This window comes from Micromonospora sp. WMMB235 (assembly GCF_001855515.1).
GTDB lineage: Bacteria > Actinomycetota > Actinomycetes > Mycobacteriales > Micromonosporaceae > Micromonospora > Micromonospora aurantiaca.
The window spans coordinates 305,962-316,950 of sequence record NZ_MDRX01000001.1; the positions used below are offsets into that span (position 1 = coordinate 305,962).

Genomic DNA, 10,989 nt, shown 5'->3' on the forward strand with positions numbered 1-10,989 from the left:
GGTGACCGGATACCTGCCTCGGTGACAACCGTTCGGCGGAACCCTAGCCCAACCATCTACCATGTCAACTTCGTGTAAATGGCGAAAAGGCTTACGGCGCAGGGCTTTCCGGTGCACGTCGCGTTCATCTCCGGCTGCCGCCGGTAGCGCTAGCAGGCAGTCTTCCCGAGGGCGGGCCCGAACCGTCCACGACGGACCGGCGGGCGGCCGGGCGTCCCGGCGAGACGATACTCACCTCGGGCGGGGCCGGGGTCCGGCACCGGCCCCGCCCGAGGTGGTTCAGCTACCGGCGCAGGTGGCGGTGGCGCCGCCGCCGGTCCCGGTGCCCTGGAATCCGAAGGTGGTGCTCTGGCCCGCGCCCAGCCGTCCGTTGTAGCTCTGGTTGGCCACGCTGACGGTGCCGCTGGTGCCGCTGGGCACGCCGTTCCACAACGAGCTGATCGCGGCGCCGCCCGGCAGGGTGAGCGTCACGCGCCAGCCGGTCAGCGCGGTGCTCCCGGCGGTCACGGTCACGTTGGCGACGAAGCCACCGTTCCACTGGTCCTGGACGGCGTAGACGGCGGTGCAGGAGGCCCCACCCGGCGGGGGCGTGGTCGGCGGCGGCGTGGTGGGCGGCGGGGTCGTGGGCGGGGGCGTGGTGGGCGGCGGGCCGTCCAGCGTCAGGTTCTTCTGCTGGACGCTCCACTGGCTGCGGCACAGACCGCAGTCCGGGCCGACGAAGTTCGCGCCGGCGCCGACGTCGCCCTTCAGGCGCCACTTGAGGTAGAGCACCGCGACCCGGCCGAACTCGCCGCCGTTGGGCTGGTCGTACGTGCCGCCGTGCCCGACGTTCAGGTTGCCCATGAAGGCGGGCAGCCCGGCCGGCAGCTTGCCCCAGTCGTCCATCGCGTTCGGGTACGCGATGTCGCTCGGCCCGCCGACGAAGTACGCGATCGGCTTGGTCAGTCGCCGCAGCTGGTAGTCGTCGGCGTCGTTGAGCAGGCCGCTGCTGAAGATGCCGGTGGTGGTGACGCGCGGGTCGTTCGAGACCGCGTACGCCTCCAGGCCACCGCAGGAGAACCCGGCCACGGCGATCTTCGTGGTGTCGATCCGGTTGTAGTACCTGCTGCCCGGCCGGGAGTTCTCCGCCACGGCCCAGTCGATGGACTGGGTGAGCATCTGGGCGTTCGTGGAGCCGGAGCCGTTCGGTGCGCCGTTGGCGATGGCGAGGAAGCCGTGGGAGGCGATCTCGCGCAGGAAGTTGCCCTGCGACAGGCCGTTCGCCGAGCAGCCGCCGTTGCCCCAGACCAGGACGGGAAGGCGCTCGGACGGGAGCGTCTGGGGCCGGAAGATGGTGTGGTTGGGCAGGCTCGACGAGGTCTCGTAGTCGGCGGGGTAGGGCCCCGAGCCGCCGATCGCGGCACCCGCGGGTGTCGCGCCGAGCGCCACGACCACGGAGGCGAGCGGGACGAGGGTGGCCGCCAGCCCCGCGTAGATCTTCGATCGTCTTCTCATGCGCCCTCCAGGGGACACGTCGTGACGGCGCTCCCTGGATGGTGGTGGTGGCGGTGGGTCGGCCACGTCGGTGTGGCGCCGCCGCGATGCGTCCCCGCGGAGGGACCGGCGGGAGCTTTTGCAGTTACTATCACCGCCGTAACAAAATGTGTCAATACACGTTGGTCGATGCCTGACACCGATTTGGTTGACAACTCAACCTTCCTGCGGCACCGTTGGCATCGATGCGCATCGCTCCTGACGGGGTGGGAAACCGCCGCCCCCCTCTTGGCCGCCCACCGTCCCTGGAGGACAGAATGCGCACGTCCACCATGCGAATCGCCGCCGGTCTCGCCGCCGCGGCCCTGACCGTCCCGCTGTTCGCCGCGCCCGCCGCCGCCGAGCCGGCCACGATTCCGAACCCCGACACGGGCCTGGTCTTCTACTCCAGCGATCCGCTCGCCGTGGTCGCCCGGCAGGCCGCGCCGGACGACCTGTGCCGCCCGTTCCCGGCCGACGCCGACTGGCTGCTCGGCTGGAGCGGCGGCTTCCAGAACGTCATCGGCTACCAGTCCGCCGACTGCAGCGGGCACGGGTACGGGCTCGGCCTGTTCCGGGGCTGGACGACGCGCGGCACCTTCGGCTCGTACAAGACGCTCTGACCGACCCCCGCGACGCCGGTCCGCGGTACGCCGAGCGCGGCGTGCCGCGGACCCCTCGCGCCACATGTCTTGCGCGCACATCGCCGACGCGCTGGACAGCGGACGCGACACCGCCGAGATCCTCGCCGGTCTCGGCGCACCGAGCGCGGTGGCGGGCCAGGCGCGGGAGGAACTGGGCCTGCCGGTCCGGGACGGCGCGGAGCGGGCCGCCCGGACGCTGTCAGTGGTCGCGGTGGCCGCCGGTGTGCTGATCGCCGTGTGCGTGAGCTTCCTGCTGCCGTCCGCGGTGCCGGTGGACCCGCTCGGCGCGGGCTCCGGCGAACAGGGCGTCGTCCGGCGGTTCGGCCCCGGCATCGCGTTGCTCACGCTGCTGCCGGCGCTCCTCGTGGCCGCGCCGCTCGTGCTGCGGGGCCGGGCCCGCGGCGCGGCACGGTTCGCCGGCGCGGCGGCGCTTGCGCTGTTCGCCTGCGCGTCCGGCGAGATCGGCCTGTACTACGTCCCGCTCGCGCTGGTGGCCGGGGCGGCGGCGGTCGTGCCGTGGGCGATGCGGCGAGGCGCCGGTGGACGGTGGTGGCGCTACCTGACCGGCGGCTTCGTGGCGATGCCCGGCGTGCTCGTGACCGTTGCGACCGTCGGTGGCTCGGTCGGCATCGGCTGGGCGGGTGCGGCGCTGTGGATCGCCCGACCCCTCGTGGTCGGCGCGCTCGTCATGGTCTCCGCGATGGCCGAGCGCGGCTTCCTGTTCGCCGCGTTCTGGCTGTTCGGCGGGCTGTACCTGGCGATCGGCGCCGGCGCGTACGCCGCGTCGCTCGCCGCCCACGGTGACCCGGCCGCAACGCCCGGCCCGTCGCCGCGACCCGCGCCGGCTCCCGGAGCGTGACCGGGGCCGTGATCGTCGGCGGCGCCGGGCGCGGTGAGCTGACCCGGTGGCCGGCCGGGGGTGCCGGTGCGGCGAGGCGCTCCACGCAGCCCTCCGGATCGAGGTATTGACACCTGCCTAAGTAGACGCCGAGAATTCTCCGAAAAGGTTTTCGGAGAATTCTCGGCCCACCTCGCCGGGCTGAGCCCGAGGGCCGGCATCGGCAACCGCTTACCGCTTCAGCCGTGGAGCCGGCTCCGGCTCCCTCAGAGAACGGGAGGCCGACATGACGATCACACCGAGCCGACGCGGACGGCGGTGGCTGGCCGGGCTCACGGCGGCCGTGCTGGTTCTCGGCGCGGCGGCGTGCGGCGACGACGGCGGCGACGACGGGGCACTGGCCCAGGCCGGCCCGAACGGGCTCGACGACGGCAGCAAGCTGACGCTGTGGACCCGGGCGCCGCTCGAGAAGCAGGCGAAGCTGCTGGTCGAGGCGTACAACGCCAGCCACCGGAACAAGGTCGCGCTGACCGTCGTCCCCAACGACGACTACGTCGCGAAGGTGGGCGCGGCGGCCGGCTCCGGCAGCCTGCCGGACCTGTTCGCCGCGGACATCGTGTACGTGCCGAACTGGGTGAGCCAGGGACTGTTCCAGGACCTCGGCGCCAACATCGACGGCCTCGACTTCAAGGACTCGGTCAACAAGGGCCACCTCGCCGCCGGTACGCGTGACGGCCGGAAGCACGTGCTGCCGTTCGTGCTCGACCTGTCGATGCTGTTCTGGAACAAGAAGCTGTTCCGGGAGGCCGGGCTCGACCCGGACCGGGCGCCGGCGACCCTCGCCGAGTACGCCACGGCCGCCAAGGCCGTCCAGGCCATCGGGAGGGACGGTGTCTACGGCACCGCCACCGGCCTCAACTGCGGCGGCTGCCTGGCCTTCACCTGGTTCCCGTCGATCTGGGCGGCGGGCGGCGAGGTGCTCGGCGCGGACGGCACCACCTCCGAACTCGCCGGAGACACCGCGGAGAAGGTCTACCGCACCTGGGCGGACCTGTGGCGCTCCGGCGCGGTCCTGCCGTCCTCGGCGGGGGAGACCGGTCCGACCTGGACCGCGGCCTTCACCGAGGGCAAGGTGGGCCTGATGTTCTATCCGGCGACGCTGCTCTCCTCGACGCCGTTCGACGTCGGGGTGGCCGGCATCCCCGGCCCCGACGGCGGTGCGTCGACATTCGTCGGAGGCGACGGCATCGGCGTGTCGAAGGACTCCCGGAAGTCCGGGCAGGCCTGGAACTTCCTCAACTGGTTGATGTCGGAGCAGGCCCAGGTGGAGGTGCTGGCGAAGAACAAGGACGTGGTGTCGCGCTCCGACCTGGCGGACAACAGGTACGCCGCGCGTGATCCCCGCCTGGTCACCGTCAACGAGGTGGCCGGCAAGGGCGACACCCCGGTCGCCCTGAACTTCCAGCAGGCCTTCAACGCCCCGGGCAGCCCCTGGCTCGCCCTGGTCCGCGGCCAGGTCCTCCAGGGCGGCGGCGACATCCAGAAGCAGAACGACCAGATCACCGCCGTCCTGAAGCAGTAGGCCGCGGCGGGGGAGCGAGGAGCTGCCATGGAGGTCACCGCACCACCGGATCCGCGCCGCGCGACGACCCGCCGCCGCTTCCGTTCCGGACGCCGGCAGGCGCTGCTCGGCTGGCTGTTCGCCGCACCCACAGCGGCCTTCGTCGCAGCGCTGTTCGCCGTTCCCCTGCTGCTGGTGCTCAAGATGGCGGCGTCGAGGTGGCCGCTGCTGGCCGGCGACCAGGGACTGAACGCGCCCGACAACGTCACCCGGGCGGTGAGCCACCGCTTCTTCAGCGACTCGGTCGTCTTCACCGTCAAGTACACGGTGCTCGCGACGGTGCTGCTGATCGCGCTCGGGCTGGGACTGGCACTGCTCGTACAGGAGTCGAGCCGGTGGAACAACCTGCTGCGCGCGTCGTTCCTCGTCCCCGGCGCCCTCGGGCTGGCCTCGGCGTCCCTGCTGTTCTACGTGATCTACTCGCCGTACGCCAGCCCGTTCGCGCCGGTGATGCGCCGGCTGGACGTCACGTTCCTCGGCTCACCGAACGCGGCGCTCCTGTCGACCGTCTTCCTCGTCGTCTGGCGCTACGCCGGCTTCTACATGGTGCTCATGCTCGTCGGCCTCCAGAGCATCCCGGCGGACGTCTTCGAGGCCGCGCGCGCGGACGGCGCGAGCCGCTGGCAGACGTTCCGGCGGGTGACCCTGCCGCTGCTGCGCCCGACGCTGGCGCTGACGACGGTGCTCTGCGTGACCGGTTCCCTGCTCGCGTTCGAACAGTTCTACATCCTCACGAAGGGCGGCCCGGACAACAGCACCGTCACCGTCGTGCAGCTGATCTACATGATCGCGTTCCAGGGCCAGAACGACCTCGGCGTCGCCGCCGCGCTGTCGGTCGTCGTCCTGGTGGCCCTGGTCCTGCTCAACGCGCTGCAACTGCGCGCCTTCCGGCCCGAGGAGCGCTGAACCATGGCCGTCGACTCCCGTTCCGCCCGGACCCCTGTGGACGGAACGCCCCGGCGTCCTGCCCCGGCGCCGGCCGCCGCGCGCAAGCCGGACGGTCTCACCGTCGCCGGCGTGGCGCTGCGCACGCCGTACTGGGTGTTCACCGGAGGGATGGCGCTGATCTTCCTCTTCCCGCTGGTCTGGACGGCTGTCGCGTCGGTGTCCCCGCAAGCCGGGACCGGCCAGACGCAGGGCTGGGGGTTCGGCAACTACGCGACCCTGGCCGGATATCAGGCGGGCGTGGGGCGCTATCTCGCCAACTCGGCGCTGGTGTCGCTCCTGACGGTCGTGCTCACCCTGTCCGTCTCCCTCCTGGGCGGCTACGCGTTCGCACGGTTCCGCTTCCCCGGGCGCAACGCGCTGTTCCTGCTCACCCTCGCCATCCTGATGGTGCCGTACGCGACCCTGCTCATCCCGCTCTACGTCCTGCTCAACCGGGTCGGGTTGCAGAACTCGCTCGTCGGCGTCGCCCTGGTGCTCACCATGTTCCAGCTCCCGTTCTCCACGTTCCTGATGCGGATCTCCTTCGAGGCGGTGCCGCGTGAACTCGACGAGGCGGCGATGGTCGACGGGTGCTCGTCGTTCGGCGCGCTGCGCCGGGTGCTCATCCCGGCCGTCAAGCCCGGCCTGATCACCGTCGGACTGTTCGCGTTCCTCGCCTCGTGGAACGACTTCATGGCGCCGCTGATCCTCATCAACGACTCCGAGCGGATGACCCTGCCGCTCGCGGTGGCCAACCTTCGCGGCCAGACCCAGGGCGTCGTCGACTACGGCGCGACCGAAGCGGGTGTCGTCGTGCTCGCCCTGCCGTGCGTCGTGCTGTTCCTGCTGCTCCAACGACACTACGTGCGCGGCTTCATGTCCGGCGCGGTGAAGGGATGACCATGGCTCGTAGCGTGCCCGCCGCCGCACCCGTCCTGCCGACGCGCGGCCGATTCCGGCCGCTCGGGCTCGGTGAGGTACGCATCACCGGCGGGTTCTGGGCGGACCGGCAGTCCGTCAACGCGGACGCGAGCCTGGGGCACATCGGGCACTGGCTGGAGCGGGAGGGCTGGATCCGCAACTTCGACCTGGTCGCCTCCGGCGGGCCGGCCGGCGGGCGCCGGGGGCGCGAGTTCTCCGACTCGGAGGTCTACAAGTACCTCGAGGCGATGGCGTGGGAGATCGGGCGCAGCGGCGACCCGCGGCTGGAGTCGGTCTTCGGCCGCGTCGTCAGCCGGGTGGCGCGGGCGCAGGACGGCGACGGCTACCTCAACACGCGGTTCGGGCACCGGGGGCAACCACCGCGCTGGTCCGACCTCGGGCACGGGCACGAGCTCTACTGCGCCGGCCACCTGCTCCAGGCGGCCGTCGCCCGGGCCCGGACCCGTCCACACGCCGACGACGGGCTGGTGGCGGTCGCCCGGCGGGTCGCCGACAACATCTGCGACACGTTCGGGCCGGACGGGCTCGACGGGCTGTGCGGGCACCCGGAGATCGAGACCGCGCTCGTCGAGTTCGCCCGCACGACCGGCGACGACCGCTACCTGGCCCAGGCGGCGCTCTTCCTCGACCGGCGCGGCCACGGCCGGCTGGGGGACGTGGAGTGGGGACGCGAGTACTTCCAGGACGAGACGCCGGTACGCGAGGCGACGGTGCTGCGGGGACACGCGGTCCGCGCGAACTACCTGGCCTGCGGGGCGGTCGACGTCGCCGTCGAGCGGGACGACCCGGGGCTGATGAAGGCGGTACGCCACCAGTGGCGTACCGCTGTGGCCCGGCGGACCTACCTCACCGGCGGGCAGGGTTCCCGGCACCAGGACGAGGCGTTCGGCGCCGACTGGGTGCTGCCGCCCGACCGCGCCTACTCCGAGACGTGCGCGGCGGTGGGCTCGGTGATGCTGGCCTGGCGGCTGCTGCTCGCCTCCGGCGACCCCGGCTGTGCCGATCTCATCGAGCGGACCCTGTTCAACGTGGTCGCGGCGTCCCCGGCGGCCGACGGCCGGGCGTTCTTCTACACCAACACGCTGCACCGCCGGGAACTCGGCGCCCGTCCCGACGACGACCGGCCGAGGATCCGCGCCGAGGCGGCCCAGCGGGCGCCCTGGTTCGAGGTGTCGTGCTGCCCGACGAACGTCGCGCGCACCCTGGCCGGCCTCGGCGCGTACGTGGCGACCACCGACGACGAGGGCCTCCAGATCCACCAGTACGTGCCGGCGACCGTCGCCCACCGCACCCCGGACGGGGGCGAGCGGCACCTGACGGTCACCACGGGCTATCCGGACGACGGCATGGTCCGGGTACGGATCGACAGCGACGACGAGCGGCTTTGGACCCTGTCGTTGCGGGTGCCGGACTGGGCGGGGCGGGGTGCGACGCTGACCGTCGGCGGCCGGACCCGCACCGCGCATCCGGGCTACGTCACCGAGCGCCGGACGTGGCGGAGCGGGGACGAGGTCGTGCTGAGCCTGCCGGTGCAGCCCCGGTTCACGTACCCGGACCCCCGCATCGACGCGGTCCGTGGATGCGTGGCGGTGGAACGCGGGCCGCTGGTGCTCGCGGTCGAGTCGGTGGACGTGCCGCCGGGCGCGGACCTGCAAGGGCTGCACGTCGACACGACCCGGCCGCCCCGGAGCGCCGGCGACCGGGTGTCGGTGCGCTGCCGGCGGCTCGACTGGCCCGACCACGACTGGCCCTACCGTGGTACGGCCGCGCCGCCGGCCGAGGCGGTGACGGAACCGGTCGAGGTCCCGCTCGTGGCGTACCACTCCTGGGCCAACCGGGGGCCGTCCACCATGCGGGTCTGGCTGCCGGCCGGCTGACTCAGCGCGCCGCCGGGGGCGCCGCCGTGCTGTCCCGCACGACGAGTTCGGGCGTCAGGAGCACGCGTCCGGGCGCCGATCGGTCCCCGCCCGCGTCGAGCTGGGCCAGCAGCAGGTCCAGGCTGCGCCGGCCGAGTTCGGCGAAGTCCTGCCGCACGGTGGTCAGCGGGGGCAGGAAGTAGCCCGCGTCGGGCATGTCGTCGAAGCCCACCACGCTGACCTCGTCCGGCACCCGCCGGCCCGCCTCGTGCAGAGCGCGGAGCACCCCCAGGGCGATCTGGTCGCTGGCGCAGAAGACCGCCGTCACCGACGGATCCCGGGCCAGTCGCCGGCCCTGCGTGTAGCCGGCCCGGGCGGTCCAGGCACCCGGCACGGCGTACGGCGACGGCCGGCCGGTGGCGTGCAGGCCGGCTCGCCACCCGTCGGTCCGCTCGGTCGCCTCCGGCCAGTCGGCCGGGCCGGCCACGTGATGCACCGTGGCATGCCCGAGGTCGAGCAGGTGCCGGGTGGCCAGCCGGGCGCCCGCGGCGTTGTCGATCTGGACGTTCGGCACCGCCTCGTCGTGCCCGCCGCCCACGCCGACGACCGCCAGGCCGTCGGACACCTGGGCCAGCGCGGCGGCCACCACCGGCTTCGGGGCGATCGCGATGATGCCCTCGACCGACTGCGCGCGCAGCCAGTCCACCGCGTCCAGCACCGACCGGCGGTCCAGGTCGCGCAGTCCCGCCACGCTCAGGAAGTAGCCGGCGGACCGGGCCGCGCCCTCGATCGCGTACAGCATGGAGGTCGGGCCGTACAGGGCGCTCTCGTACGCGATGATGCCGAGCGTCCCGGAGCGGCGGGTGACCAGCGCGCGGGCCGCCGGGTTGCGGCGGTAGTCCAGCGCCCGCACCGCCGCCAGCACCCGGCGGCGGGTGTCGTCCCGGACGTGCGGGTGCGCGTTGAGCACCCGGGAGACCGTCTGGTTCGACACCCCCGCCAGCCGCGCGACGTCGCGCATGATCGAGTGCCTCGGCACGGGTGTGTCCTCCGGCGTCCTCATCGACTCGGGCGAGGTGTCAGCCGGCCGGCTCGCCGGAGGGGGCGGGGAGCCGCACCCCGGTGGCTACCGGAGTGCCGAAGTTCGGTGTGCCGTCGGCGTTCCAGGTGAACTTCTGCGCCCGGGTGCTGCGGTTCATGTCGCAGCCGCCGGATGCCGAGCTGTTCGCGTGGTAGACGATCCAGTCCTCGGTGCCGTCCGGCGACGTGAAGAAGCCGTTGTGGCCGGGGCCGAAGACGCGGTTGGCGTCGCTGCGCTGGAAGACCGGCTGCGGGGACTTGACCCACGACGAGGAGTTGAGCGGATCGCCGCCGTTCCAGGTCAGCATCCCGAGCTTGTAGTCCGGTGTGCTGCAGTGGCTGGCCGAGAAGATGATGAACGTCCGGCCGTTGCGTTGCAGGACCTCGGCGCCCTCGTTCACGGCGCCCCCGGACGTCTCCCAGCCGTAGGTGGGGGTGGACAGCAGGCGCCGCGTGCCGGCGGCGGTCCACGGGTTGCTCAGCTCGCGGATGAAGTTGGGCTGTGCGCCGTTGTAGTACGTGCCCAGCAGGTACAGCTTGCCGTTGAGCTGCATGATGCTGGGGTCCAGCTCCCAGGTGTTGTCGGCGGTGGGATCCAGCAGGTCGGCCTTGAACGTGTACGGCCCCATCGGGTCGGTGCCGGCGCTCTCCAGCACGTGGATGCGCTGGCTGCCCAGGTCGAACGGCTGGCGGCCGGCGACGTAGTACAGGTACCAGCGCCTGCCGTTCGGGCCGTCGAGCAGGTGGAACTCGGGGGCCCACATGGTGCCCGCGCCGTTGGGGCGGGTGAGGGTGAACAGCACGGTGTCGGCCGCGCCGGCCAGCCCGTCCAGCGTCCGGGACCGTCGCATCGTGACGGTGTTGTTCCAGGTCGTGGTCGCCAGGTAGTAGTAGCCGTCGTGGTACTTCAACCACGGGTCGGGTCCGTTCACCTTGATCGGGTTGGCGTACGTGTTGGGGCCGGGGTTCGGCCCGCCGCCCGGGTAGCCGGTGAGCCGCCACGTCCGGCTGGCGGCGCTGGTGCAGGGCAACTGGACCAGAGCGGTGCCGGCCGCGCCGCCGTCGTTGACCGGAGCGACGCACTTCCCGCTGGAGACGGCGGCCAGGTTCACGGTGCCGGCGGCGCCGTTGGCCACCAGGCGGAACTGCTGGTTGGTGCCGCCGTGGCAGGTGTACTGGATGACGGCGGCGTTGTCGGCGGTGGACGCGCCGTAGATGTCGAGACAGCTGCCGGGGGTGAGTGTGGTGATCGTGTAGCGGTCGGTCGTGCCGGCCACCGGCGTGACGGTGAAGGTCTGCCGGGCGCCCGCGCCGCAGCCGGCCTGGACGAGCTGCAGCGCGTTCGTGGCGGCGCCGCCGGGCACCTCGACACAGTTTCCGTTCGCCTGGTTGACGACTGTGGTGCCGAAGGCGCTGACGGCCTGGGCGGGGCTGCCGGGGAGCAGGGGCAGGAGCGCGGCCAGCAGCAGGATCGCGACGGCGGCCCCACCGGTGCGCCGGCGGGGGTGCCGGGACGGGTCCATGGGGAGGTCCTTTCGGTGTGGTGACGGGGCGGACGCGCGGCGGTGG

At 72.6% G+C, this 10,989-nt stretch carries 9 protein-coding genes; 6 read left to right on the forward strand and 3 right to left on the reverse strand.

Annotation, left to right across the window (positions count from 1 at the left end):
* Window positions 1-279: 279 nt before the first annotated feature.
* A complete protein-coding gene (locus BFV98_RS01095) occupies window positions 280-1,494 on the reverse strand; it encodes a cellulose binding domain-containing protein (RefSeq protein WP_071094472.1) in 1,215 nt (404 codons plus the stop codon).
* A 296-nt stretch (window positions 1,495-1,790) separates the two neighbouring features.
* Here BFV98_RS01095 and BFV98_RS01100 point away from each other — a divergent pair, with 296 nt between their 5' ends.
* From BFV98_RS01100 to BFV98_RS01125, 6 genes are all read left to right on the forward strand, one after another.
* A complete protein-coding gene (locus BFV98_RS01100; protein ID WP_013286972.1) occupies window positions 1,791-2,135 on the forward strand; it encodes a hypothetical protein in 345 nt (114 codons plus the stop codon).
* A gap of 64 nt (window positions 2,136-2,199) precedes the next feature.
* Window positions 2,200-3,015: a hypothetical protein gene (locus BFV98_RS01105; RefSeq protein WP_176921668.1), complete on the forward strand. Its 816-nt coding sequence runs from the start codon at window positions 2,200-2,202 to the stop codon at window positions 3,013-3,015.
* Between the two features lie 265 nt (window positions 3,016-3,280).
* Complete coding sequence (locus tag BFV98_RS01110; protein WP_030268305.1) at window positions 3,281-4,576, forward strand: sugar ABC transporter substrate-binding protein; 1,296 nt, start codon at window positions 3,281-3,283, stop codon at window positions 4,574-4,576.
* Between the two features lie 27 nt (window positions 4,577-4,603).
* A complete protein-coding gene (locus tag BFV98_RS01115; protein ID WP_030268306.1) occupies window positions 4,604-5,521 on the forward strand; it encodes a carbohydrate ABC transporter permease in 918 nt (305 codons plus the stop codon).
* A 3-nt stretch (window positions 5,522-5,524) separates the two neighbouring features.
* Window positions 5,525-6,442: a carbohydrate ABC transporter permease gene (locus BFV98_RS01120; RefSeq protein WP_030268308.1), complete on the forward strand. Its 918-nt coding sequence runs from the start codon at window positions 5,525-5,527 to the stop codon at window positions 6,440-6,442.
* The gene (locus BFV98_RS01125) at window positions 6,439-8,361 is read left to right on the forward strand and encodes a glycoside hydrolase family 127 protein (protein WP_232236579.1); all 1,923 of its coding nucleotides are present in this window, start codon (window positions 6,439-6,441) and stop codon (window positions 8,359-8,361) included. Before BFV98_RS01120 ends, BFV98_RS01125 begins: the two co-directional genes overlap by 4 nt.
* Window position 8,362: 1 nt before the next feature.
* Here BFV98_RS01125 and BFV98_RS01130 read toward each other — a convergent pair whose 3' ends face one another.
* Window positions 8,363-9,403: a LacI family DNA-binding transcriptional regulator gene (locus tag BFV98_RS01130; RefSeq protein ID WP_013286966.1), complete on the reverse strand. Its 1,041-nt coding sequence runs from the start codon at window positions 9,401-9,403 to the stop codon at window positions 8,363-8,365.
* Window positions 9,404-9,419: 16 nt separating this feature from the next.
* Window positions 9,420-10,943 (reverse strand): family 43 glycosylhydrolase, encoded by a 1,524-nt coding sequence (locus BFV98_RS01135; RefSeq protein ID WP_030268312.1) that lies wholly within the window; start codon window positions 10,941-10,943, stop codon window positions 9,420-9,422.
* Between the last annotated feature and the right edge of the window lie 46 nt (window positions 10,944-10,989).

Coding starts and splice junctions, on each gene's coding strand:
- BFV98_RS01130 (WP_013286966.1), bottom strand. CDS start 9,403: ATGAGGACGCCGGAGGACACACCCGTGCCGAGGCACTCGATCATGCGC.
- BFV98_RS01115 (WP_030268306.1), top strand. CDS start 4,604: ATGGAGGTCACCGCACCACCGGATCCGCGCCGCGCGACGACCCGCCGC.
- BFV98_RS01110 (WP_030268305.1), top strand. CDS start 3,281: ATGACGATCACACCGAGCCGACGCGGACGGCGGTGGCTGGCCGGGCTC.
- BFV98_RS01095 (WP_071094472.1), bottom strand. CDS start 1,494: ATGAGAAGACGATCGAAGATCTACGCGGGGCTGGCGGCCACCCTCGTC.
- BFV98_RS01135 (WP_030268312.1), bottom strand. CDS start 10,943: ATGGACCCGTCCCGGCACCCCCGCCGGCGCACCGGTGGGGCCGCCGTC.
- BFV98_RS01120 (WP_030268308.1), top strand. CDS start 5,525: ATGGCCGTCGACTCCCGTTCCGCCCGGACCCCTGTGGACGGAACGCCC.
- BFV98_RS01105 (WP_176921668.1), top strand. CDS start 2,200: ATGTCTTGCGCGCACATCGCCGACGCGCTGGACAGCGGACGCGACACC.
- BFV98_RS01125 (WP_232236579.1), top strand. CDS start 6,439: ATGACCATGGCTCGTAGCGTGCCCGCCGCCGCACCCGTCCTGCCGACG.
- BFV98_RS01100 (WP_013286972.1), top strand. CDS start 1,791: ATGCGCACGTCCACCATGCGAATCGCCGCCGGTCTCGCCGCCGCGGCC.